At 39.6% G+C, this 24,853-nt stretch carries 23 protein-coding genes, 1 tRNA gene and 1 pseudogene; 6 read left to right on the top strand and 19 right to left on the bottom strand.

Translation table 11 applies throughout. The annotated features are described in order from the left end of the window. Window positions 1-266: 266 nt before the first annotated feature. From PT285_RS04270 to PT285_RS04260, 3 genes are all read right to left on the bottom strand, one after another. On the bottom strand, window positions 267-458 hold the full coding sequence (locus tag PT285_RS04270) for a hypothetical protein (RefSeq protein ID WP_277148079.1): 192 nt from the start codon (window positions 456-458) through the stop codon (window positions 267-269). Between the two features lie 88 nt (window positions 459-546). Further along, window positions 547-1,437 carry a hypothetical protein gene (locus PT285_RS04265; RefSeq protein WP_277148077.1) on the bottom strand — a complete coding sequence of 297 codons (891 nt, stop codon included), beginning with the start codon at window positions 1,435-1,437 and terminating at the stop codon, window positions 547-549. A 205-nt stretch (window positions 1,438-1,642) separates the two neighbouring features. Then, window positions 1,643-2,863: a hypothetical protein gene (locus tag PT285_RS04260; RefSeq protein ID WP_280927919.1), complete on the bottom strand. Its 1,221-nt coding sequence runs from the start codon at window positions 2,861-2,863 to the stop codon at window positions 1,643-1,645. Window positions 2,864-3,021: 158 nt separating this feature from the next. Between PT285_RS04260 and PT285_RS04255 the strand changes: the two genes are divergently transcribed. Beyond that, window positions 3,022-4,218: an amidohydrolase family protein gene (locus tag PT285_RS04255; protein ID WP_277148075.1), complete on the top strand. Its 1,197-nt coding sequence runs from the start codon at window positions 3,022-3,024 to the stop codon at window positions 4,216-4,218. A gap of 22 nt (window positions 4,219-4,240) precedes the next feature. Next, the gene (locus PT285_RS04250) at window positions 4,241-5,425 is read left to right on the top strand and encodes an amidohydrolase family protein (protein WP_277148073.1); all 1,185 of its coding nucleotides are present in this window, start codon (window positions 4,241-4,243) and stop codon (window positions 5,423-5,425) included. A 149-nt stretch (window positions 5,426-5,574) separates the two neighbouring features. On the opposite strand, the gene PT285_RS04245 is transcribed toward PT285_RS04250, so the two are convergent. The 6 genes from PT285_RS04245 to PT285_RS04220 form a co-directional block, all read right to left on the bottom strand. Beyond that, entirely contained in the window at window positions 5,575-7,152 is a 1,578-nt protein-coding gene (locus PT285_RS04245) for a hypothetical protein (RefSeq protein WP_277148072.1), read from the bottom strand. A gap of 2 nt (window positions 7,153-7,154) precedes the next feature. Beyond that, complete coding sequence (gene pnuC, locus PT285_RS04240) at window positions 7,155-7,955, bottom strand: nicotinamide riboside transporter PnuC (protein ID WP_277148070.1); 801 nt, start codon at window positions 7,953-7,955, stop codon at window positions 7,155-7,157. A 238-nt stretch (window positions 7,956-8,193) separates the two neighbouring features. After that, a complete protein-coding gene (gene tpiA / locus PT285_RS04235) occupies window positions 8,194-8,949 on the bottom strand; it encodes a triose-phosphate isomerase (RefSeq protein ID WP_277148068.1) in 756 nt (251 codons plus the stop codon). A 21-nt stretch (window positions 8,950-8,970) separates the two neighbouring features. Beyond that, window positions 8,971-10,182 (bottom strand): phosphoglycerate kinase, encoded by a 1,212-nt coding sequence (gene pgk / locus PT285_RS04230; RefSeq protein WP_277150611.1) that lies wholly within the window; start codon window positions 10,180-10,182, stop codon window positions 8,971-8,973. A 109-nt stretch (window positions 10,183-10,291) separates the two neighbouring features. Further along, the gene (gene gap, locus PT285_RS04225) at window positions 10,292-11,308 is read right to left on the bottom strand and encodes a type I glyceraldehyde-3-phosphate dehydrogenase (RefSeq protein WP_277148066.1); all 1,017 of its coding nucleotides are present in this window, start codon (window positions 11,306-11,308) and stop codon (window positions 10,292-10,294) included. Between the two features lie 64 nt (window positions 11,309-11,372). Next, window positions 11,373-12,404 carry a sugar-binding transcriptional regulator gene (locus tag PT285_RS04220; RefSeq protein ID WP_277148064.1) on the bottom strand — a complete coding sequence of 344 codons (1,032 nt, stop codon included), beginning with the start codon at window positions 12,402-12,404 and terminating at the stop codon, window positions 11,373-11,375. Window positions 12,405-12,654: 250 nt separating this feature from the next. Between PT285_RS04220 and PT285_RS04215 the strand changes: the two genes are divergently transcribed. Next, a tRNA-Arg gene (locus PT285_RS04215) sits at window positions 12,655-12,726 on the top strand. 46 nt (window positions 12,727-12,772) lie between these two features. Here the strand turns inward: PT285_RS04215 and PT285_RS04210 are convergent. Next, window positions 12,773-14,296 carry an SH3-like domain-containing protein gene (locus PT285_RS04210; RefSeq protein ID WP_374211463.1) on the bottom strand — a complete coding sequence of 508 codons (1,524 nt, stop codon included), beginning with the start codon at window positions 14,294-14,296 and terminating at the stop codon, window positions 12,773-12,775. Window positions 14,297-14,450: 154 nt separating this feature from the next. Here PT285_RS04210 and PT285_RS04205 point away from each other — a divergent pair, with 154 nt between their 5' ends. After that, window positions 14,451-14,897, top strand: coding sequence for a Fur family transcriptional regulator (locus PT285_RS04205; protein ID WP_277150606.1), 447 nt, complete (start codon window positions 14,451-14,453; stop codon window positions 14,895-14,897). 14 nt (window positions 14,898-14,911) lie between these two features. On the opposite strand, the gene PT285_RS04200 is transcribed toward PT285_RS04205, so the two are convergent. After that, window positions 14,912-16,666, bottom strand: coding sequence for an SH3-like domain-containing protein (locus tag PT285_RS04200; RefSeq protein ID WP_277148063.1), 1,755 nt, complete (start codon window positions 16,664-16,666; stop codon window positions 14,912-14,914). Between the two features lie 161 nt (window positions 16,667-16,827). Here PT285_RS04200 and clpP point away from each other — a divergent pair, with 161 nt between their 5' ends. Continuing rightward, window positions 16,828-17,412 (top strand): ATP-dependent Clp endopeptidase proteolytic subunit ClpP, encoded by a 585-nt coding sequence (clpP, locus tag PT285_RS04195; protein ID WP_277148061.1) that lies wholly within the window; start codon window positions 16,828-16,830, stop codon window positions 17,410-17,412. A gap of 91 nt (window positions 17,413-17,503) precedes the next feature. On the opposite strand, the gene PT285_RS04190 is transcribed toward clpP, so the two are convergent. The 5 genes and pseudogenes from PT285_RS04190 to PT285_RS04170 all read right to left on the bottom strand — a co-directional run bounded on the left by PT285_RS04190 (window position 17,504) and on the right by PT285_RS04170 (window position 20,877). Then, complete coding sequence (locus tag PT285_RS04190; protein WP_277148059.1) at window positions 17,504-18,244, bottom strand: class II aldolase/adducin family protein; 741 nt, start codon at window positions 18,242-18,244, stop codon at window positions 17,504-17,506. Then, window positions 18,237-18,509 (bottom strand): hypothetical protein, encoded by a 273-nt coding sequence (locus tag PT285_RS04185; RefSeq protein ID WP_277148057.1) that lies wholly within the window; start codon window positions 18,507-18,509, stop codon window positions 18,237-18,239. Before PT285_RS04185 ends, PT285_RS04190 begins: the two co-directional genes overlap by 8 nt. Before the next feature lie 21 nt (window positions 18,510-18,530). Further along, a pseudogene (locus PT285_RS04180) lies at window positions 18,531-20,060 on the bottom strand (PTS galactitol transporter subunit IIC). Between the two features lie 21 nt (window positions 20,061-20,081). Next, window positions 20,082-20,399, bottom strand: a complete 318-nt coding sequence (locus PT285_RS04175; RefSeq protein WP_277148055.1) for a PTS galactitol transporter subunit IIB — start codon at window positions 20,397-20,399, stop codon at window positions 20,082-20,084. Between the two features lie 10 nt (window positions 20,400-20,409). Continuing rightward, complete coding sequence (locus tag PT285_RS04170; RefSeq protein WP_277148053.1) at window positions 20,410-20,877, bottom strand: PTS sugar transporter subunit IIA; 468 nt, start codon at window positions 20,875-20,877, stop codon at window positions 20,410-20,412. Between the two features lie 296 nt (window positions 20,878-21,173). Between PT285_RS04170 and PT285_RS04165 the strand changes: the two genes are divergently transcribed. Next, window positions 21,174-21,956, top strand: coding sequence for a DeoR/GlpR family DNA-binding transcription regulator (locus tag PT285_RS04165; protein WP_277148051.1), 783 nt, complete (start codon window positions 21,174-21,176; stop codon window positions 21,954-21,956). Between the two features lie 24 nt (window positions 21,957-21,980). Here the strand turns inward: PT285_RS04165 and whiA are convergent, their stop codons facing one another. Genes whiA through rapZ form a run of 3 tightly spaced genes read right to left on the bottom strand, consistent with a single transcriptional unit; the run spans window position 21,981 to window position 24,836 of the window. Next, window positions 21,981-22,916, bottom strand: a complete 936-nt coding sequence (whiA, locus tag PT285_RS04160) for a DNA-binding protein WhiA (protein WP_277148049.1) — start codon at window positions 22,914-22,916, stop codon at window positions 21,981-21,983. Next, window positions 22,909-23,952, bottom strand: a complete 1,044-nt coding sequence (gene yvcK / locus PT285_RS04155; protein ID WP_277148047.1) for a gluconeogenesis factor YvcK family protein — start codon at window positions 23,950-23,952, stop codon at window positions 22,909-22,911. Before yvcK ends, whiA begins: the two co-directional genes overlap by 8 nt. An 8-nt stretch (window positions 23,953-23,960) precedes the next feature. Then, window positions 23,961-24,836: an RNase adapter RapZ gene (gene rapZ / locus PT285_RS04150; protein WP_277148045.1), complete on the bottom strand. Its 876-nt coding sequence runs from the start codon at window positions 24,834-24,836 to the stop codon at window positions 23,961-23,963. Window positions 24,837-24,853 lie beyond the last annotated feature (17 nt).

The raw sequence follows: 24,853 nt of genomic DNA, 5'->3' as shown, positions 1-24,853 counted from the left end.
TAGTTCAAAAATGCAATTGACCTAAGCTTATTTGGTTTACACTTTATTCATCAAAAATATTGATAATTAAGTCAAGTTTGAAACATTTTTGTTCAAAATATTAATTAGGTCCTTGATATACTTGACTTTGGGTAGAAAAAAGCACTACAAAATAGGGGCAATAAGTAGGGGAAGATCAATAATATCTTTCTGCTTTAAACCCCCAATATTTAATTTTTTTGATAATAGTCTTACCCTGTTTTTCTGTGTACACCGATTGCTGTAACTTACCTTTTGAAGAATTCTATAGTGGAAATATGATTACGCTGTAAAAGTTCAAGAAAAACATCCATCCTAATCTGGTGAAGATTACTTTCAATTTTACCGTAATATGAGGCGGTAATAATATTGTCGACCCAGTCTTTTTTACTTTTGCCTTGACTCAGTCTGAAAAATTTTAAGGTTTCACCAATTGTCATTTCGTTCCTCCTAACTTTGATAAATTTGCAAACTGATGTAATTTAATTTCATTGTACCATAACCTTATTTTCATCATTTATCAAATAGTTATTTAGCAATCAATGCCAAGCCAAAAATACAAATAATCAACAAAATATCCGCCACTTTGACTTTTTCCTTCAGCATGAAGCTGCCAAAAACTACACTATATAGCGATGTCATATTTAAAAAGACCCAAGCAATGCTGGAATTTGGTGATGATGTGGCTAAGGTATAAGTTATCTGCGCCACTAACGTTAAAACGGCGCGTGAACCGTAAATCAGAATTACCTGCCCGGAAATTTTTGCGCCGCGAAGTTTAAAGGTGCGATTTTTATACCAAAAAGTAACTAAGGTAATTAAGCAACGCAAATATATGGTCGCAATCGTGAAGAAAACAAGGTCAAGCGGCGAAATAATTCCTTTAGTCAAAAATGGTGAAAAGGCCGCCTGCAAAATCAGCAAGGGTGCAATAACCGCAAAAGTGGTCAGCAGCGTTTTTAAGTTTAAATGGTCGTGCCGCTGCTTGAAAATAATGTAAATAACTACAATAATCGTGGAAAGAATTGATACCAGATATGACTTGCAGCTGAAATATCCCATTGTCAAAAAAATCGCCAGCGGAATGAATAAATCTGTCAGTTTGCTTAAAACGATCGACTGCATGATCGATACTTTTTTATAAACATAACTATAACCATAAGCGACCATCTGTGCCAGCAAGGCGTACAAAATGACTTTAATTATGTAACTGCTGCTTATCTGGGGCCCATGATAGCGATGCAACAAGTAAACGAGGAAAATCGTTACCAAAATTGAACTAAAAATATTGTTCAAGAAATTTACATCAATTGAGCTTTGTTGGCGGTAACCCATTTGATAACGGTCAATGACCGAAATAATTCCCCGCGACAAGGACGAAGCAGTCGCAAAAATAATCAGCAGAAATGTGGATGTCATCTAAATTTCTTCCCTTCGCATTTTCGTTAGTTCAATCATGCAACAAAATTTATTGCAATCCAAGACTTGAATTTTTTTATTATAGTGAAATTATCAAAAACTTGTACTTAAAGTCCAAAGATTCATTCCACTTAAAAAACCGCCCTTTCACAATTATGTAAAAAAACGGTCTTTAAATAAAAATAGTATTAAATTTTTCTAATCCTTAGATTAATTTCAGGAAGACAGATGCAATGATAACCGATGCAACTGAAACCGTTGCGAAACCGCCTACCAGCATCTTAGGTAGAATCTGATCAACCAAAACTGCTTCTTCGTCCTTGTCCTTAGCAACATTATGGCAAATTTCAGTTGTCAAAATGTAGTCAGCCGGGAAGCCGAACAGAGCTGTCAGTGAACAAGCAAAAGCCATTTCTGGACTCATACCAAACGGTTTAGCCAAAAGTGCGGAAGCAATGAACATCCCTAAAATTCCAAGTAACATCAGGACAACAATTTGGACAAATACCTTACCAATAATTTCTGGTGTCGTAATACTTAACTGCGAGAAAATGTATGCAAGTAAACCATACATTAACCATTGAAAGACATTTGCCTTATTTAAAGCACTATCTTCCAGAAAACCCATTTGGTGTGCAATAACACCAAAGATTAAACAAATAACATTAGCATTCAAATCAAAATGAATTAATTTTAGAAAAACTGAAAACAGATTAGCTAAAAGTGCAACAATACCAACTTTAAACAGGATAAAAGCTGCTGTATGGTATTGCTTAGGCAGAGTAAACTTGCTCTTCTTATTAGCTTTATTTGCTTCTTCAACCGATACCGGCGCCTTGATATTGCCTTTATGGTATTCACCGACAACACGGCGCCCCTCACGCTTCAGCATCCAAGCAGTCAGAGGATACCCAACTACTGAGTGCATGACAAACATTGCAATCGGCAGCGCAACTAATGAAGTAATTCCTGCTGCCTTTAAGCCATTTGTCATCAGCAATGCAGAAACAAGACCACCAGTTAGTGGCGGCACAGCGGCAATAACTGTGTGCCAGTCAAAGATTTTAGTACCAATTGTTAAGGTTAAAATCATCGTTCCCGCTACTCCCAAGAGGGAAATACACACGGCTTTCCATTGCTGAATCAGTTCCTTTAGGTTCATCAACGTTCCTAAGTGAACAAGCAACAGTGAAATACAGATATTTGCGAAATCTGGTCCAAACGATGCTTTGGCCACCAGATCTCTAGGAATAATTTTCCAAAAATCAATTGTCCAGTAACACACTGCAAACAAGACTGCCGTAACAAAGACAGATGGAACATAAGCATTTGTTGCCGATGATACCCACTCACCAATCATAATGAACAACATTACAACCGCAAAGGAAATCGTTGGATCAATTGCTGCTTTTATTGCACTCATCATAATAAACTATCACTCCTCTAAATTAAAAATTCATGAAATTGATTATAAAATATATTTTAAAATTTATCAACAAATTTTTTAGAAAATGTTGTTAAAATTTAAACATAGTATTAAAATAAAATTTGTAAATTAAAAACAAATATAATCAAGGAGGAAATATGTCTACTTTATACGAAAATTGTAATTTATTTGATGCAGCTAATGAGGAAATGCAAACTGATGCTTGGCTATTAGTTGATGATAACGGCCATATTGGAGCTAGCGGCAAAGGCCCAGCACCCAAAGCCGACCAAACGGTAAACTTGCAGGGGCAATACGTGATTCCAGGACTGATTAACGCACACACACATGTAATGATGGATCCAATGGATAACCGCACAGCCTATCTTTCTGAGACAGAAGCTACCGTCAACGCAATAAAGAATTTGCAGATCTTGCTTCATAATGGGGTCACCACCATTCGTGACTGTGGAGCAGTTTTCGATACTGATGTTAAATTAATGAAGCTAATGCAGCAAGGCAGAGTTGTCGGTCCCGAAATTGTTCCTTCCGGCAGACCAATGACCATTCTTGGCGGCCACGGCGATTTTCCTGAAGGAGACGACGGCAAAGAAGTTTGGGGCCATTTGACAACTTGTGCCAGTGACATGCGGCAAGCAGTGCGCGAAGAGTTTAAGCACGGCGCCAAAAATATCAAAGTCATGGCTACAGGCGGAGTAATGTCACCCAACGACCGTGTCGATGATACTGAACTTACTGCCGAGGAATTAAATACGGCAGTGGCCGAAGCGCACTCAAAACATATGACGGTCGCTTCACATGCTCAGGGAAACCGCGGCATTCAGTTATCGCTTGAAGCCGGTGTTGATTCAATTGAACACGGCATTTTTGTCGATGAAGATCAGATGGATCTAATGATCAAACAAGGAACTTGCCTAGTGCCAACCTTGAATGCTTGTCAATGTATCTTTGATGCCCCAAAGGGTTCAATTCCTGATTACATGATTAAAAAGGATGTTGAAGTTAAAGATATTTTCTTTAAGAATATTGGCAAAGCTATCAAGAAGGGTGTCAGAATTGTTGTCGGTACTGATGCTGGTACCCCATTTAACCGCTTTGACAATGGTACAACTACAGAAATGCAGCTACTCGTTGAAGCCGGCGCTACACCGCTTCAAGCAGTTTTGGGGGCCACTAAATATGCTGCTGAATTGCTTCAGCGTCCTGATCTGGGAACACTGACAGAAGGCAAGAAAGCGAACTTTTTGGTTTTAAAAGAAAACCCGCTGACAAATATTAAAGCCGTTGCCCAAGAAGATAAGCAAGTCTACCAAAACGGACAATTAGTAAAATAAAAACATAATAAGGAGACAAAAAATGACAAAAACAGTATATAAAAATGGCAATCTTTATGATGGCGAACAAGAAAAAATTCAAGCAAACAGTTACTTTGTAGTTGATGATGAAACGGGTAAAATTACTGAGATGGGCACCGGCTCCGCTCCTGCAGCTGACCAAACCGTTGACTTGGCTAACAAATATGTTATGCCGGGACTAATTAACTGCCACGACCACATGATCATGGATCCAGATGATCCTACTGGCGGCACTGCTACCGATGTTGTCCGCACAACTGTAAATTCACTGAAAAATTTGCACACAATGCTGAAATCAGGAGTAACCTACGTCCGTGAATGCGGCAGTACATATGACGTTGATATCACAATTGCCCACATGATTGATGAAGGTAAAATTACTAAAGTGCCTGAAGTCATGCCATCAGGTCGGCCTTATTCCATGACCGGCGGCCACGGCGACATGCCGAACTTTGGTCATTTGGTAGACTCACCTGATGAAATGCGCAAAGCCGTTCGTCAGGGCTTAAAGAAGGGTGCCAAATCAATTAAGGTGATGGCAACTGGTGGGGTCATGACTAAAAATGACTTTATGACCGATCCGCAATTAAGCGTCGCAGAAATTCACGCTGCTGTTGAAGAAGCACACCATAAAGGCTTAATTGTTGCAGCACATGCCGAAGGAAATCCTGGAATTATGAATGCAATTAAAGCGGGCGTTGATTCAATTGAACACGGATTCTACGTTAACGATGAAGAAATTGATTTAATGCTGAAACAAGGCACTTATTTGACACCAACGGTTGTTGCTGACTGGGCTTTCCCAACCTACGCTGAAGGAAAAGTGCCTGACTGGGAAATCAAGAAAGCCACCGATGCTCTCGGCGACCTACGTAAGAACATCACCCACGCTAAAGAGCGCGGTGTCAAAATCACCCTGGGAACCGATGCCGGAACACCGTTTAATGACTTTTCGATGACGCCAATTGAATTACAATTATTGGCAGAACAAGGCTTTACAAATTATGAAGCTTTGAGAACGAGCGTTAACTCAGCTAAATTGATGAAGATTGATGACGAATACGGAACCTTAGCAGAAGGCAAATATGCCGACTTCCTTGTTTTGGATGAAGATCCACTGGCTAATGTTAAGGCAGTTGCCCAAGAAGATAAGGCCGTTTACAAGAAAGGCAAACGTGCATATTAATATTTTTATATATTAGTTTAAAAAAGACCAATTGTGTTAAAAACAGTTGGTCTTTTTTCGACTCTACAATTATGCAACCCCAAATCATACATTTCTTTAAAATAAAAAAGTCCCTGTTTTCACAGCGACTTTTCACTCATATCCTGTATTTAATCTCTTAAAAAATGCCTTAACAGATATGTTGGCCAGCTGCCCCAGCCATGACAATGGCTTAAAACCAACTGACTGTTAACGCCATACGGCGAATAATTCGGCTTTTGCGGATTAAAGACTTCCCATGAAGTTTCCGCACCATCGGCAAGCATCTTACCCCAGTAATCACGAATCAATTTTAAAGCATTCTCTTTTAGGCCATGCTCACACAAAGATAAGCATAATTCCCCATACGCATAAGGCGTCATAAATACATCTAATTTAAGCGTGCGTATAGCAGTGTCAAGTACCTGTTTACTGACATCTTTTCCCAGAGCATCAGCCCTGGTCAACCAAATTTGACTCCACCAACTAGCCTGTTTATCGGGACCACTAACAAATAACCGCTTGCTTGCATCATAGTACTTACTTTTGATCAAGTCTTCCTGCTGCTTAATCAATGCCGTAATATTGACAGTGTCAACCTCCAAGGTGCTGGCTAATGACCGCAGCTGCTTCAAGGCATAAAGATAAACGCCCTGTAATGCTGCTTGGCGGTCTATTTTAATCCCATCCGGCAGCCAATCCAAAAATGCTGTTTGCACAAGCCAGGCCGGAATCTCGCCGCTGGGTGCCCTGTCAGCCACAAACATAATTGTTTTCTCAGCAACGGGATAAAGCTCATTTAAAGTTGCACGATCTGCTGTTGCCCGGTAATAATTAGCCAGTGTGTCAACAAAAAGCAAATTATAATCCAACATAAACAGGTCATCCGGCACCAAACGCGGATAAGCAAAAATATCAGCGGCAATATTGCCCGCAGACGTTTGCGTACCAGCAAATAAGTACAAGCAATGTTTGATAATGGCAAAATCCGTTTGCAGATCACTGGCACACAAGGACTGAATGCGAAAATCACCAAGCCATAGACGCCGATCACGTTTTGGCCCATCTTCAAATACCCCTTGCATACAGTTCTGCAGCGTTATTTGCGCCAACTGGTCGATTCGCATTAACTGTAAATCCTTATCAGCTTTTTCTTCCGGTAATTTAAAATCGGCTGCTGTTTGCGCCCTAAAATCGCACTTCTTTAGTCGTAAACCATATTTTTCAGAAGTTGCAATTACCGTTAATTTAAGATAACGGCAAGCTGTTCGGTCTTTGGCAGTAAAAGTAGCAGGAAAATCTGTTATTTTCACCGTTTCTTCCTGAATCCAGCCCTCAGGCAACCAGCCTTGATAAGCAGCCGAACAAGTTAATTCCGCTTGCGTTTCGCAGTAGCGTAAATTAACTAAAGCTGGGGCATCAGGGTATGAACCAGCAGTTGTAAATTGCAGCCTAAAATGCCCAACATAATACTGGCCCAAATCCAAAACCAGTGTTGTCCCTTTGGTCAGGACCGGCAACTGTGCCAAGGGAATTTTTTTACCTCGTTCATTAATTGCCTGTGTCACCGCAATTGTTTGATAATTTAGTCTTACCTGATTAGCGATAGCCTTCTGCAAAAATTGGGGCTGAAACTGCTTAACCGTCGGAATTTTAGAATTATCTTCAAATGCTGACTGCTGACCTGAATTATTAAATTGAAATGCCATTGCTATTCTTCTTTCGGCAGCTTTTTGGTCCAAGTGTAATAACCATAGAGTGAATTAATTAAATTGGCAATCCATAAAGCAAGCATAATTGGGTTAAAATTCAGCGTCCACAAAAGCAGCTCGGTGCAATTGGCGATAATCCATAAAAGCCACTGGCTGGCGCCATAGCGCATAACCATTAAGGCTTGGGCAAAAACCTGCACAACTACACTCAATGAATCAATCCACGGGTGGGGGTCCAAGACGCTTGACATAAACGGCACATGTTTCAGAAAAATACCGAACACAACCCACCCCAGTGCCACCAGGACAGTCAAAAGCAGCCAGCCTTTAAAGTGCAGTTCCTTAACGGTAACAATCTCGTCATCGTCTTTTTCTTTGTTTGCACGCAGGCTTTGCGCTGTCCATTGGTAAATACCGATAAACTGCAAAATAAAAAAATATAGGTTAAGGTAAACCTCACCATACAAATGGCTCACCATTGAGACATAAATATAACTGATATTATTTAAAATACCCCAAAAATAATTCGTGACATCACCGTTAGCCACAATTACAACACTCAAAATACTGGTTATTCCCGCAACTAAACCAATCCAGCCAATAGCTGATGTATCTGGATGCAGGGAAACACTGCCATGATCAAACATTAAAAAAAACGAGCCAATCTGAATGGCCAACAATAAGCCCAAATAACAGACTCGTTTCCACCCCATCTTAAAAATTGCACCAAATAATTCAACTGGATTAAATACTTTTGCCAAGCCTTTACCCATAATTTGTGCTCTTGAAACTTTTTCCATATTTACTTTTTCTCCCACTATTCACGTATATTTTGTGCGCACTAATCAAGTATATACTAAAAAGGCAAACAAAAAAATATTTTTTTAAATAATGTTCGTAAATAATATAAAAAGTAATTTTATAATTAGCTTTCAAATTTAAGATGAAAGTAAATAGTAATAATATTCTTACTAATAAAAGATAATAAAAAAAGCCCCTGCTTTCGCAGAGACTTCTTAATAGTTATTAAGCTAAAACTTAATCTTGGTAATTAACCAAAGCCAAGAATGAATCCGGCTTAAGGCTGGCACCGCCAACCAAGCCACCATCAATATCAGGCTTAGCCATTAATTCCTTAACGTTACCCGGATTAACCGAGCCACCATATTGGATACGGACGTTAGCAGCCGTTTCTTCATTGTACAAATCCTTGACAGTGTCACGAATCGTCTTGCACATTTCTTCAGCCTGATCAGAAGAGGCAGTCTTACCCGTTCCGATTGCCCAGATTGGCTCATAAGCAATCACAAGCTTAGATACTTGATCGGCGCTCAAGCCGGCTAAAGCTGCCTTGATTTGACCAACAACCCATTCTTCTTGCTCGTTAGCTTCACGCTTCTCAAGTGATTCGCCGCAGCAGATGATCGGGGTAACGCCATTAGCAAGCAATGCCTTAGCCTTCTTATTAACGTCTTCATCGGTTTCGTGGAAATAGCCGCGCCGCTCGGAGTGACCGATGACACAGTAATCCATGCCCATTTCCTTCAAAACTTTAGGTGAAGTCTCGCCAGTAAAGGCACCTTCATCTTCAAAGTAGGCATTTTCCGCACCGACTTTTAAGTTTGAACCAGCAGCAGCTTTTTTCAAAGCATCAAGATCAACTGCAGGAGCACAGATCAATGCCTCAACTTTACTTGATTCTGGCAGCTTGCCCTTTACAGCTTCAACAAATTCAGTTGTCTGCGCGGGATTCATATGTAATTTCCAATTGCCAGCAATAATTGGTGTACGCATTTAAAATTACGTCCTTCCTATTTATTTTTCTGAAATGCAGGCGATACCTGGCAATGTCTTACCTTCAAGGTATTGCAGTGAAGCACCGCCGCCCGTCGAAATATGAGTAATCTTTGGTGCAATTCCCAATTGTTTGGCAGCAGCAGTTGAGTCCCCACCGCCGATAATGGTAGTTGCATCCTTAAGGTCAGCCAAGGCTTTACCGACTTCTAGTGTTCCGTTAGCAAAATTAGGCATTTCGAAAGCACCCATTGGGCCATTCCAAACAACCGTCTTGGCATCCTTCAAGATTTCCTTGAACTTGGCAACCGTCTTCGGTCCAATATCAAGCCCCATCATATCATCAGGAATATCATCGCCAACGGTTTCGCGCTTAGCATCATTATCAAAGCTGCTTGCAGCAATGTTATCAACCGGCAAAACAATTTTGCCGGCTGCATCCTTCAGCAGCTTTTTAGCGAGGTCAACCTTGTCTGGTTCAAACAGAGACTTTCCAATCTTATGGCCCTGAGCAGCCAAGAAGGTGTAAGCCATCCCGCCGCCGATCAAGATATGATCAGACTTAGGAATCAGGTTGGTAATAACATCGATTTTGTCGGAAACCTTGGCCCCGCCCAAGATCGTAACAAATGGGTGAACAGGGTTAGCAACAGCATCACCTAAGAACTTGATTTCCTTTTCCATCAGGTAGCCAGCTGCAGCAGGCTTGCCGGCCTTCTTCATTGCTTCGGCAATTCCAACATTGGATGCGTGACTTCTGTGAGCAGTACCAAAGGCATCGTTGACATACATGTCACCCAGGCTTGCCCAGTATTCACCAAGAGTTGGGTCGTTCTTGGATTCACGTTTGCCGAAATCATTGTCAATATCCTGGAAACGGGTGTTTTCAAGAACAATCACATCGCCGTCCTGCATCTTGTTAATTGCGTCTTCAACTTCCTTGCCTTCATTTTCAGGCACGAAAGTTACAGGCTTCTTCAAAAGTTCGCTTAAACGTTCAGCAACTGGCTTGAGCGACAATTTTTTCTTGTCATCATCCGACTTAACCCGGCCCAAGTGACTAAGCAAAATTGCCTTGCCGCCATGTTCAATAATATATTTGATAGTAGGCAGTGCCGCAACTATTCTGTTGTCGTCGCTAATTACGCCGTCCTTAATCGGAACATTGAAGTCAACCCGAACTAAGACTTTTTTACCCTTAACATCAAGGTCAGAAACGATTAATTTAGCCATCATATATCCTCCGATAACTTAATTATTTTTTCTCTCAAAAAAAGGCGGAAGGAAGAATTTCCCTCCGCCTTCTCATTACCACTTAACAGTAATCAATTAAAGCTAATGATTAAAGGGTAGCAAATTTCAACAAAGTACGAATCATTTGGCAAGTGAATGAGTATTCATTGTCATACCAAGAAACAGTCTTAACTAATTGGCTGTCACCTGCAGTAGTTACCATCGTTTGCGTTGGGTCATAAATGGCACCAGCAGTCATCCCAATGATATCACTTGAAACGATTTCGTCATCGTTATATGCAAATGATGGGCTTTCATATTTCTTAACTGCTTCGTTAACTTCATCAGCAGTAACTTTCTTGTCCAAGATTGAAACTAATTCAGTCAATGAACCATCTGGAACTGGAACACGTTGTGCGTGGCCGTTAACTTTACCGTTCAATTCAGGAACAACCAGACCAATAGCCTTAGCAGCACCAGTTGAGTGCGGGATAATGTTAATTGCGGCAGCACGAGCAGCGCGCAGGTTACCACCACGAACAGGTCCATCCAAAATCATTTGGGTTGAAGTGTAAGCATGGATCGTAGTCATCGTAGCTACCTTGATGCCAAACTCTTTTTGCAAAGCGTCAACCATTGGTGCCAATGAGTTAGTAGTACATGAACCAGCAGAAACGATCTTGTCGCTTGCAGTCAAAGTGTCATCGTTTACTGAGTAAACGATTGTCTTCAAGTCATTACCAGCAGGTGCGGAAATCAAGACTCTCTTGGCACCAGCGTCAAGGTGAGCTTGTGACTTAGCTTTGCTTGTGTAGAAGCCAGTACATTCAAGAACAAAGTCAACACCATCATTTTTAACCCAAGGAATATTTTGTGCTTGTGGTTCAGCGTATACACGGTATTTCTTACCATCAACAACGATTGAATCTTCAGTAGCTGAAACTTCGTGGTTAAAAGTGCCGTGAGTTGAGTCATACTTAAGCAGATGTGCCAAAAGTGCTGGGGTAGTCAAGTCGTTAATCGCAACAACTTCAATATCCTTACTCTTCTCACCTAAATCCATAATGCGGCGGAATGCCAAACGGCCAATCCGGCCAAAACCATTAATACCAATTTTAACTGTCATATTCTAAAGTCCTCCTTAAGAACTATTTAAGAACTGTAAACAACAACTTATTTTAAATGGAATCTTATTTTCCCTTTAAAATCTTATTTGAAGCACCCTCATCGGTAATGAGCCATGTCTGATGAGGAGCATTAGGCATATATGCTTCTATTGCTTCAGCCTTCCGGCTGCCGCAAGCAAAAGCAAATATATGGGGTATTTTATCAAGGCTTTCAAACTGTAACCCCACCTGTGTGATGCGGTCAACAATTTGGCCATTGCCATCGAAGAAACACCCAAAACATTCGGTGACAACTTTTTTATCACGCAATTCCGACAGCCGCATAGAGTCATAACCACGGCGGCGCGCCATGTCATGTGCCAAACCGATGCCATGAATCACAGCATCGCTGCGAGAAATGTCTTGCAGCAAATCCGCAATTACCGGTTCACGAATCAGTGAACGATATGAGGCTGTTGAAACCTGCTCCGGCAAATATAAAGTTTTATAACTGCCGTGAGTTCTGGCCGCCATCTCTTGGACAATTGTATTACTTTGAATCGCAACATTTTCGCCTAAGGCACCGCGCCCAGGGACAAATTCCAATTGGCGATTATTATCCAGATTTTCAGACAAGTACCTAGCCGATTTGGCCAGGGCAACGCCACCCAAAACCGTGATAATAGAATGTCCAAGGGGCAATAAGAGGTTCAGGGCCGAACTCAATTTTTCACCCATTTCCTCATACACCCGATCTTGTAAATCACCGTTGCCCGGAACAATAATTGTCCGTTCAATTCCCAATTTTTGTGCAAGCTTTATTTCGGCATTGCCTTCATTGAACAAGCGATTTACAAGCGGAACTGCGTCTTCCAACACCTTTTTGCCCTTTTCTGTCATAAACATTCCGAAACTTTTGATTTCGATCAGACCAAGCTTGCGTAAATACTCAGTTTCTGTTCGTACATTTCGCTCCGAAAGTCCTAAACTCTGAGCGACATTTCTCCGCCCAATAGGCGCATTCAATGAAATTTGCTCAAGAACAAGGTATCTCTGCCGAAAAACTTTTAAGGTATCAGGAACCAGAGACTCGAGAACGGAAAAGTCCGAATTCATGAACTCCCTCCTTTATCCGGGACACCTATTGACCATTAACATGTCGAATCATGTCCCAGAATGCTTAAAAATATAAGAGAAACTTAGGTTATTGCATTTTGCTCACTTCTTCATTTCTCATTCGACAGTCTTAGTATAACAATGTCTTTTTGGTAATTCAAGTGAAAAAGTCCACATTAAAAATATTATAAACCGGCAAAAGACGGTTTTATTTTATTATTTTTTCTGGTATACTACTTGTTGTGCTTATGGGTCCTTAGTGTAATGGATCGCACGTAAGATTCCGGTTCTTAAAATCTGGGTTCGACTCCCAGGGGACCCATCATAAAAAGCAAACTCGGCTGAGTTTGCTTTTTTCTTCTTCCAAATTAATTAATTTTGCCTTGTGTTAATTCACTGCGCTGTGCGAATTCAACGTACAGCTTGGAATTAGCAACTGATAAACCTTCAATTTCCCGTTTTGCATGCAGGCGATAGGTCTTTTGATAAGTACCGTCTTTAGCAACTTTAAAAATATAATCATTAAAAGCGATATAGAACTGATCGCTATTTGAATCATAAGTAAAGCCTTGAACCGGCGAGCCATTGCTGATAAAGTCACTGCCCGTAGCTCCTACTTCAACCGGTGTCCAGGTATTTCCGCTTCTCGTGACCTTCCAGTACTCATAACTGCCGCGACTGGCATTATGAAAGAGGCAGTACATAGTGTTATCGCCCACAAAGGTTGCATTGTGAATGTACCGCGGTGAATCACCGTTAGCAATTCTGAAGGTCCAAATTTTATTCACTTGCAAGTCTGATTTGCGAACCCGCATAATTTCTTCGGAAGCACCCGAATTTTTATTCTTGTTGTTGTTGGCCATGACATAGATATACTTACCCGAAGATCCCAGTGATTGACCGTGTCCCAATTTAATGTACGGGCTAACTTTGACATTGCTTGCGCACTTAACAAAAGTTGACCACTTCATATTCGGGATATTCTGGGCCTGGAACTTGCCAATCCGATTCAGATTATAAGAAACCAGGTGCCCATTCAAACTGCTGTTGCTGCTAAAAAGAGAGACCGTAAAAGTCTTATCGTGAACCGTAATTCCCTCTGGAATCACACCGACCTGACCCATCCGGTCAGCCGCCAAATTATAGTCTAAACTAAAAAAGCGCGGTTGAAACAGTTTGGTCCGCAGGGTTAAGCCATTTGCCCGAAAAGTGTTAGCCTTTGTTTCAAACTGATAGTTATGGGCAGCATTCCAGTTGTGAGAGGAAGACTTAGAACTGCCTTTCCAAGTGGCAACCGCTTTGGGACCCGTTTTAGGTATTTGATTTGCCTGAACAATTCCCTCATTCTTGCTTGCACGAACAGTAACCTGGCTGCTAGCTTTAGCCTTGCCATAGCGGTAGCGAATAGTTGTCGAGCCAGGAGTACCGGCACTAACTGTTGCCTTTGACACCCGCACCTTGCTTGCGTCAACTGCCGTACCCTGACTATCGGTTGCATAATTGATTGCATCCCTTGTATTAAAATTGTCACCGCTGTTGTTAACCAGACTCACCTCTGGAGCTACTGCAATTTTGCTCCTAACAAAAAAATTTTGGTTAACCCAACCAACTTCCCGGCCGTCGATAATAATATCCCAGTAATTGCCCTGCTTGGTTGCGAGATATTTTTTGGATTGAATTTGACTGTGCCGAAAATATCTTGTCGTCGTAAAACGGCCGCTCGGACCTTTTCTAGAAACTTTGTGGTAGATACCGTAATTGCCTCCTCCGGCAATCTTAGTAACCGCCTTGCCATAGCTTCTGGCCTGCGTTTCTTTAACCGTAAAATCAGCTGCCAATCCGGCAGCTAAAAACATTAATATTACAATAATTGTTACTTTATTCTTCTTCATAAAACTAATAATTCCTTCCTCCATATATTAAGTTAGCACTTTTTTAGCAAATGACCATAGATTATCTTAAATTAAAAAGTTTATTCCTGCGTTTTACCTTCAACATGATACACTTATCTTGTTAAGGCAATGAGGAGATGAGCACTTGAATAATATTTCTGAAGACGAAGCAAAAAAGCTTTTACACGACTATCACTTAAAGATAACCAAACCGCGCCTGCGCATTCTGCTCTACCTAATGACACATCACAATCATCCTACAGCAGAAATGATCTACCATGATATTGCCAAAAATAAAACTACTTATAGGGCAACTATTTATAACACACTAAAGACCCTTGTCAACGTGGGAATAATTATTGAGATCAAAAATGGGGATAATTCATCACATTATGATTACTTCATCAAGCCGCACTTTCACATTATCTGCACCAATTGCGGCAAAATTGCCGACGTTTATTATCCCAACTTTAATTCATTAGAAGAAAAAATGCGCACTGAGGCAGAAAAACAGACAGGTTTTGTGACGTCAACCAGTCATTTAGAAATCTATGGTCTCTGTCCCGACTGCCAGAAATTTAATAAAAAAAATAAGGGCTGAGCCCCTATTTTTGATTAATTAATTTTGGTACTTACAAGAAGTTCCGCCCGTTGCGCCAAGTTGACATACAACTGACTGTCGCTGACAGATATGCCTTCAATCTCACGTCCCGTATTAAACTGATAAGTATCTTTAATTGCACCGCTGCTGTCGATCTTAAAAATCAAGTCATTGAACGCAATGTAGAAATTATCATTATCCGGGTCATAGGTAAAGCCTTGAACAGGTGCACCGTTGTTGACAAATTCGCCATTCGTTTTGCCGACCATCTTCGGGTACCAATTATCGCCCTTCCTGGTCAGCTCCCAGTATTCATAGCTCTTATCATCCTTATTGTGGTACAGGCCATACATCGTATGATCAGATGTAATCACCGCATTCTGGAAGTAACGAGGAGCACTTTGGTCGCCGACCCAGGTTTTAATTGTCCAAATTTTATTGATCAGCATATCACTTTTACGAATCTGAATTAATTCTTCCGAGTCAGTTGGCTGCTCCGTCGCATGGTCATTAGACAAAACATAGATGTACTTATCAGTTGAGCCCATTGCTTGACCATGACCAATCGGAATATACGGGCTAACTTTGATGTTTTTAACATAATTGTTAAATTTTGTTTGTGACATCGTCAATAAATTTTGTGCATTAAACGGATTAGTCAACTTTTCCAGATTATAGCCAACAATATGACCATCCATTAAGTCGGTGTGACTAAGCAAACTGGTGTAAGCCCAGCCATCCGAAACGGTCACGCCTTCAGGAATGTGACCAACACGGTTGATATTGTCATCATTGGGATTTTCGACACTCAATACCACCGGCTGATACAGCCTGGTTTTAAGTGTTAAATCGCCACTGGTAAGAGTGTGCTTCTCCGTCTCCGGCGAATATTCGGTCGGGCTAACATAATTAACGGATGAACCGTAATGTTCTCTCCAAGTTTTATAATCATTGGTTCCAGTCTGACCAGGAGCACTACTGAGATCGGCAATCCCTTCTTTAGTACTGTTTCTAATTGTAATTTTAACGGTTGCCGTTGCCGAGCCATAAGTATATTTCACATTATAAGTGTGCGGATAATTGCACAAAATCGACTCATGCGAAACCTGAACCTGGCTCTTATCAATCGCCGTGCCCATATAATTAGTAACGTAGCTGATTGCTTCCCGGGTATTAAACTGATAGGTACTGTTTCTTACCAAAGTAACAGTTTTAGCAACAGCAATCGTATTTCTTACAAAGTATTTTTCGTTGACATAACCAACCTGCCGGCCATCAACATAAATGCGCCAGTATCTGGCTTTTTTAGTTTGAATAACTTCGTCGGACTGAAGATGGTTAAACTGAAAATTACTGCCGTCAGCAACCTTATTTTTCGGTTTTCCCTTAACAACGTTTTGCCATACCGCATAATTTTTACTACCGGCAACCTTCACCATCATCGGATAGTCAGTCACGGTTTGCAGCGGCTTCTTGGCCTTTTTAGTGTCTGTGTCCGCATCTTTATCTAACGATGAATTATCGGTATCAGACGTATTTTTGTTGTCGTTATTGTCTGCAGTGCCTGATGAATTATCAGACGCACTCTTATTGTCCTTATTGCTATTGTCCGTATTGCCCGATGAATTATCGGTCGTATTAGTGCTACTACTTGTATCAGTCGATTGCGAACTATCGTCGGCAAAAGCCAAACTTGAATAAGTTGCAAAGGAACCGATTCCCAAACATAATGCAATTACAGTTATTATGATTCTCCGAAATACTTTCAAAAATATGTCCTCCAATTAAAAGTCTTATCTCTAATTGTAATATAAAAATGTATTACAGAAAAATACAAAAGTGATACACTTCGTTTGACACTTAGTAATGTAAGTGATTTAATTAGCACTGTACTTATTAGAGTGCTAATTATTATTCAGGAGGCTAATTTATGCTTGTACCTACAGTTATTGAACAAACTGCTCGCGGCGAACGTGCATACGATATTTATTCACGTTTATTAAAAGACAGAATTATCATGTTGAGCGGTGAAATTAACGATGATATGGCAAATTCAATTATTGCGCAATTATTATTCTTAGATGCTCAAGATAATACTAAGGACATTTCACTTTACATCAATTCACCCGGTGGCGTAATCACCTCGGGTTTGGCAATCATGGACACAATGAATTTCATTAAATCAGACGTTTCCACCATTGCTATCGGAATGGCTGCTTCGATGGCTTCCATCCTTTTGACAACCGGCGCCAAAGGCAAACGGTTTGCGCTGCCAAACTCAACGGTTCTAATTCACCAGCCGCTTGGCGGAGCTCAAGGGCAGCAAACTGATATTCAAATTGCTGCTAACGAAATCTTGAAGAGCCGGGAAAAGATTAACAATATTTTACACGAAACCACGGGTCAACCATTGGAGAAGATCCAAAAGGATACCGAGCGTGACAACTACATGACTGCCAAGGAAGCTAAAGATTACGGTTTGATTGACGAAATCATGGTTAACAAAAAGAAATAATATAACAGCTTTTAAAAATTAAAAGGAAGTTCATTTGGATCTGAACTTCCTTTTTTATTTGAATTAAAAACTATTTTTCAATATTAGTTGATTAAACTAACCCATCTGTTGCCTTGCCACGCGATTGATATTGATCAATAATTCCTAATTTCTTAAAAATAGCTTGTTTATACGCAATCTCTGCGTTCCATTCAACGGTTTCTAGAACCTGTGTTGCTGCATGCAAATCCGTTTCTGTAATCAAAACACCATGGCTGTTTAATAAGAAAATATTTTCTTTTGCTCCATCACCCAATTTTACCAGTTCATCGTGAACTAAATTTGCTAATTCCTTACTGCAGGCTTCACGGTATGGTAAACACTTAATTTTGCCTAAAGGTACATTAAATGAAGTAATCTCAGTTAAATTGGGCATATCCATACCTAAAGTTGCCCAAAACATACTTTTAGGTGCATGTGAATGATAAACAACCCGAATATCCTCGTTAGCCTTATAAGCGCCAATATGCATATTGATTTCCCGAGTTAGTCGACCTTCTCCCGCTAATTTTTCACCTGTTTCCATATCAATTACAAGAATCTGTGATGCACTTAATTTTGCGTACCAAGCCTCTGACATAAATGTTGGTGTCATTAGCAAATAATCATGCTTTTGATAGTAAGTCTGCCCATCGTATGAAAAAGTTTCATCTGGTGTAATTTTAATTGAAATATTCCCGCCTGCAACATTTGTCATTTTACGATTAAACATCTCGCGAGCTACCTCGGCTATATCTTTTCTTTCATTTTCAAAAGGTAAGCGTTCTTTTGTAATATTATAATTTTCAATCATTTTTAAATCTCCTTAATTTTTCTTTTTTCTCAAATACTTCTCTTTGCTTACATGCGTTTCGGTATTTAATTTTTCGTTGATTATTGTATTTTTCAAAAATAATTGGATCGCCATACTTGGCAATAAAAAGCCCAAACAAGATAACCATTATACAGCCCAAAACATTTTGCGTAAAAATCGCTTGAATAGTCAGAATAACGTTTACAAATAAAGCAAATGACCACCAAATTTTGGCACCAATTTTTGAATTAGAACTTTTATTCATAACTACACTTCTTTTCTCGTACTATTTACTATAATTACTAAAATCCATTTCATTAATATCAGATATTTTAAACAATTTAGCTGTTTTAACTTTGTGAGCATTAGCAAAATCTAAATTATCAATATCTGAAATACTCCAGTTTTTAGTTTCATTTGTCGGTTGAGAATTATTGACTTCAATCGCACCGGATGATGTTGCAAGACTGCTTGCATAACGTTTACTTGGCAAAGCGATTTTCGTTTGATCTCTATATAACCAAACAAAGATCAAAAGCCAGACAATTGCAGCAACAATAGCCCACCATTTGCCATTAAATGCTTGAGCAAAAAACAATCTAAAATCTGGCCCTTCAAATGTTGACCATGATAATTGCTGACCAGCATTAACATGAACGGCACCCGTTGATTTAGCAAGATTAGTAATAACTGGAGCAAAATACGTTGCACCATAAAGAAAAATTGGTGTCGTAATAATTCCTAAGGTAAGCATTCTCCATAAATTAGCACCAGTTAAAAGTAACGCAGCAACAACAAATGAGAGATTGATAATTCCAGCAAACGGTAAAACTGTATTACCTGGCAATATCATAGCCATAATCAGCATTACAGGAACAAGAATAATAACTGTTACCCACAATTCATTTCTACCTGCAAGGATTGGCCAATCCAAGCCAATATATACTTGCCGACCCTTGAAGTGCTTTTTCATCATATCGTTCATCGCACCAGCAATCGGATTTAAAGCTTCCATAAATAACTTTGAAATCATTGGAAACATTGTCATCGCTGCAGCTGCTTCAATTGCCAAGTTAAGTGAACCAGAAATCGAGTAACCTGCGCCAAATCCAAGAAGAAGACCGATTATGGCACCCATTACAGAGTTATCAGCAAAAATACCAATTTTTTTCTGAATAGCATTGGCATCGGCTGGCTTATTCATAATTGGAATAAAATCTAATAACTTATTTAGTGGCATTAAGACAACCGCAAATAGTGTAATAAAGTGAGGAACAGTTACACCAGGAATTCCAGTTAAGTCTTGAATATGTCTTTGCCACATATCACCGGCTTTTAACTCCAATACAATTTAAATTCCAGCAACAATAAAGCCATAAAGTGCGTTGTTAGTGAAGTACAAAACAACTACATACGTAAATATTTTGTTCCATACATTCCACATATCAACGTTTAACGTCTTTGTCCAATTAAACGTCAGCATTATAAAATTAATGATCAATAACAAAGGAAAGAATAGAAAAGCTGCCTTGTATGACCAAGTAATCGCAGCGACTCCAGGCCAACCTTGGTCAATCGCATTTAAACTTAAATGAAGCATTTTTGACATAGATTTTGCCGCTGGCGAAATTGAGTCCGTCATGTAATTAACAACCAATGTCATACCGCTAAATGCTACACCTAACGTTAATGATGCCTTAACTGCCTTGCTTAGCTTCAATCTAGCAATTATTGAAATAATGAACATAATCAGGGGTACAAAAACAGCAGCCCCAAGATTTAAAACATAATTAACAACATTTTTTAAAATTTCCATTTATTTTCACCCCCTCTTCTATTAGGCATTGCTTCTTAATTTCATCATTGCATTAACAAGTTCTAAATAAGTTTTATCGCCTTTAGATCCTGTCAAAATATCAACCCCATTAACTTCCGGTATGCCTTCTTTTTTACAAATATCATGGATTTCAGGTGTTGGCTTTGCCAACCAAACGTAAATATCATAGTTTGGCAAAACACTTGCAAGCTGCTTAAAATCAGTTGCTTCAACCTCAACGCCTTTAACAGAATGATCTTCCAAAAATGACTTTACTGAGCCTACTACCGTCTCACTTGTTGCAATCCCACTTCCACAGGCTATAACTATTCTTAACATGATTTTCTCCTTAAAAATGTTCAACTAGATATTCATAAACGTCATCTGAATTTGTCAAATTCTTAAATTTATCAACAAATTCTTCATCATTCATCAGCTGCATAAATCTTTGCAGCAACTTAACCTGTAAACTTTGCTTTTCTTTAACAATTCCTAAGAAAAAGAAATTTTTTGTAACTTCATCTTCATTGGTTCCCATCTGCTTCATCGCGATATCTTTATTAGTTTGGACAACCGCAATGAAGGCTTGATTAACATTTTCAGGATTAGCATGTGGCAAAGCTATCGGTAAATACTGCGTTTTTACTCCTGTTGGAAACTCATCTTCTCTCTTGCATAAAGTTGAATAATAACTTTCCTTAACAACACCAAGATTTTGTAGTCTTGTAGAAACTTTTCGGTATAAATCATCTCTATCAGAAGCTGATATATTCCAAAAAATTAATTTTTTATCGAATAAATCAGAATATTCACTCATTTTTACCTCCTATTATTCAAATGTTCAAACATTTATGAACTTTTATAATTTACATGTAAAATTATAAAGCGCTTCCTAGAAAAAGTAAATAGATTTATTATAAAAAATATAAAATAAAAAAATCACAATTATTCAAAATAATTGTGATAAATCTTTTTAATTTAAAATGCTACTTAAAAAGTTATAATTTAAAATATATAGATACGGATCAAACTGAATAAATGTAGAAGCACTAAAACCATTACTTTCTTTCTGGCTTTAGAATTAGACTTCTATAAAATTAAGGAGGAAGATCATTGAACTTATCGAAAGCCGACCGACTGCAAAAAATAATTAACATTTTAGCAAAGAATAAAAAAATTAGTACAAAAAAACTACAGGAGCAAATGAATGCTAGTGTTTCAACTTTAAGAAGAGATCTACTCAGTCTTCAAGCTACTAATACTATCAGTCATACGCATGGATACGTAAGCTTATTGGAAAACTCAAATGTAGAATTAGCTTATTCAACTAGAAGGAGTGCAAACGTTGTTGTTAAAAATAAACTTTGTAAATGTGCATCTGAACTAATAATTAATGGATCAGCGATTTTTTTAGATGGCTCTTCTACATTAACGTTTTTACCGAAATATTTTGCTGGAAAAACTAACATTCATGTAATTACGAATAATATCAACATTGCTGATGAGGTTTCACAATTAAAAAATATAGATATTTCCGTAATCGGTGGTCAAGTTTCATATCGATCCAATTCTATTCTTGGACCTAAAGCAATTAATGATCTTACTAATAATTACCGACCAAATCTATCCTTTCTTTCTTGCAGCTCTATTGATGAATTCGGGATTTATATGACTGATGAAAATGAAACTGCAATGAAGCAAGCCGCAATAAATAGTGCTAAAAAAAGCATTTTTTTAATTGATCATACTAAATTTGGGAAGAATGATTATATTTTTCTTTCAGATTTTAATTCAAATAATATTCAGACGATTATTACAGACAGAATTCCGCCGGAAAAAATTCAAAAAAGTATTGAAAAAAGTGGAATTAACTTAATTATTACAAATGAGCAATAAAAAAGCTCACGGTAGTGAACTTTTTTATTTACGCAAATTTTCCGCAATTTCGTGAATTTTGGCAAAGCGGTGATTAACACCGGACTTGGAAATGGGGCCATCAGGCACTTGCTGCGCCAGTTCTTTCAGCGACAATTCCGGATTATCAAGACGCAGATGTGCTAGTCCCTGCAGTTTTTCCGGCAAGTTTTCTATACCTGACCGTTTCGCAATTATTTTAATATCTTCTACCTGTTTGGCCGCCGCATTAGCTGTTTTTTTCAGATTAGCCGTGTCACAATTGACCAGTCGGTTGACCGAATTGCGCATATCGCGCATAATCCGCAGATCTTCAAATGCCAGCATTGCGTTCAGCGCCCCGACAATATGCAAAAAATCGCCAATCTTTTCTGCTTCCTTCAAATATACGATATACCCACGACGCCGCTTGGTCGTCTTCGCATTTAAAAAAAAGGTTTGATTCATGATTTCTAGCAAGTCGCGATCATGATCTTCATAGGTTGAATAAATTTCCAAATGATAACGGCTGGTTTCCGGATTATTGACACTGCCGCCAGCCAAAAACGCCCCGCGCAAGTATGACATCGCCCCTTCTTTTGAAGTCATTATCCGCTGGGGAATCCTGGTTAAAAAGCCGTCTTGGCTGGTCCAGATTTCCAGGTTAGCCAAAATCTCACGGACATTCTGCTGCAGCCGGACCAAATACTGGTTATTTTTCTTTAATTTCATCTTGCGTGAAACAATCAGCAGCGGTTCAACCTTGAATGCAATTTTAATCAAGGAAAAAATTCGCCGAGCAATTGCTGGGTTTTCCGTCACAATGTCGAGGCTAAACTGATGATCGTGAATGTTCAAAACCCCGTTCATCCGCAAAAAAGCCGCCAATTCCGCCTTAGCATGTTCCGGATGAATCTTTAACGAAGTTAATTCCTTTTTGACATCACTGGCATAACTAGACATTATTGGCTGTTGCCCTCCTGCGCAGCATTGATTCAAAAGCTAGATTGATTATTTCCTTGGCCACCTTCTTACCATCATGGAAAACGAGACCGCTGCGCTGATCAATAAAATCATCGGTCACCACCCGGCAATTCTGTTTGCGCAAACCGGCAAAATCGTTCCGCACCGGCTCAAGATAAGCGTCATAATCTTTAGGATTGAACTTGGACATATCAATTTTCGCGCCATTAACCAGCGTCGTATCAATATATTCACCCTTAAGGTGCTTGTTAATCACGGCAACGTGCTCACTATCTGAAAAATGGTCGGTCTCACCTTGCTGCGTCATAATATTACAAATGTAAATAACCTCTGCCTGGGTTTTTCGGACGGCCTCCGCCACATCCGGAATCATTAGATTAGGTAGGATGGACGTAAACAAGCTCCCAGGACCCAAAACGACGGCATCTGCCTGCATAATTGCAGCCAAAACCGGCAAAACAGATTTGGGCTCATTACCTGAATCTGTATCGGTCACCCAAACACGCTTAATTCGTTTATCCTTGGCAGTAATTTCTGTTTCCCCCACCTCTGTGGTGCCATCAACAAATTCAGCATTCAAAGTTAAAGGCTCATTTGAAGCCGGAAAAACATGCCCATCTACCCGCATCATTCTTGACAGGGCCTGAACAGCATCAAAGATATTGCCGTCCATTTCATTTAAGGCCGCAATGATCAAATTGCCAATTGCGTGCCCCGAAAAGAATGAATCGGACGAATCAAAGCGGTACTGAAAAATATCCTTTTCTTCCTGTGGCAAGTCGCTGAGCGACACTAGTACATTGCGGATATCACCTGGGGGAACAACGTTAATAAAATTACGGATTGACCCCGATGAACCACCATCATCGGAAACCGTAACAATTGCTGTAATTTCCGCATTTTGCTTTTTTAGCGCATTCAAAATTACCGGCAATCCCGTGCCGCCGCCAATTACCACGACTTTGGGCCGCCTACTCTTGATTACCTTAATTATTTTAGGATCTTGATATGACATTTTGCCACCTATTTTCTAATATAGCGACTAACTTCACGGTGCGTGATGTCCACCGGATAGTTTTTGGCTAAATCACGTGCAAGCTGCTGGGCTATCGCAACACTGCGGTGCTGTCCACCCGTACAGCCAATCGCCACCGTTAATTTTTCCTTGCCTTCTTTAATATAGCCGGGGATGGCTGTTTCAAGCAAATCAAGCAGTTTATGGTAAAAACTTTGCGTCTCTTCCTTATCCATCACATAGTCAAACACCCGCTTATCAAGGCCGGTAAAAGGCCGTAACTTTGCAATATAAAAGGGGTTAGGTAAAAAGCGCACATCCATGACAATATCGGCATCAATCGGCATCCCATACTTAAAGCCAAATGACATGACTTCAATTGAAAAAGGCTGTTTCTGGTGGTCGGTAAATTCATCAAGCAGTTTTTGCCTTAATTGCTTTGGCGTGAGCTGTGAAGTATCAATTATATAATTTGCCCGGTTTTTAATCGGACCCAAAATTTGCCGCTCCTCAACAATTCCGTCCAGCAGACGACCGTTATTTGCAAGCGGCGGCAGACGGCGCGTTTCCTTATACCGGGCCACCAGCACGTCATTTGAAGCATCCAAGAAGACAATCGTGGCCTGAACGTCGCCATTATCCTCAAGTGAATTTACTTCATCAAGAAGAGCTGAATAAAAGCTTTTTACGCGCAGATCAATTACAACCGCAACCTTGCGAAAATCATCAGAACTGATAATGAGATCCCAAAAGTTTCCTAACAGAGTTGGCGGTAAGTTATCAACAACAAAGTAACCAATATCTTCCAACACATGAGCAGCCACAGTCTTTCCTGCCCCACTCATGCCGGTAACAATTAATAATTGCTTTTTTGCATTAGTCATAGTACACCTTCCTGATG

The sequence above is a fragment of the Lactobacillus sp. ESL0791 genome (genome assembly GCF_029433255.1).
Taxonomy (GTDB): Bacteria; Bacillota; Bacilli; order Lactobacillales; family Lactobacillaceae; genus Lactobacillus.
Note: the sequence above shows the minus strand (reverse complement) of the source record. Positions and strands in the feature narration are given on the sequence as shown.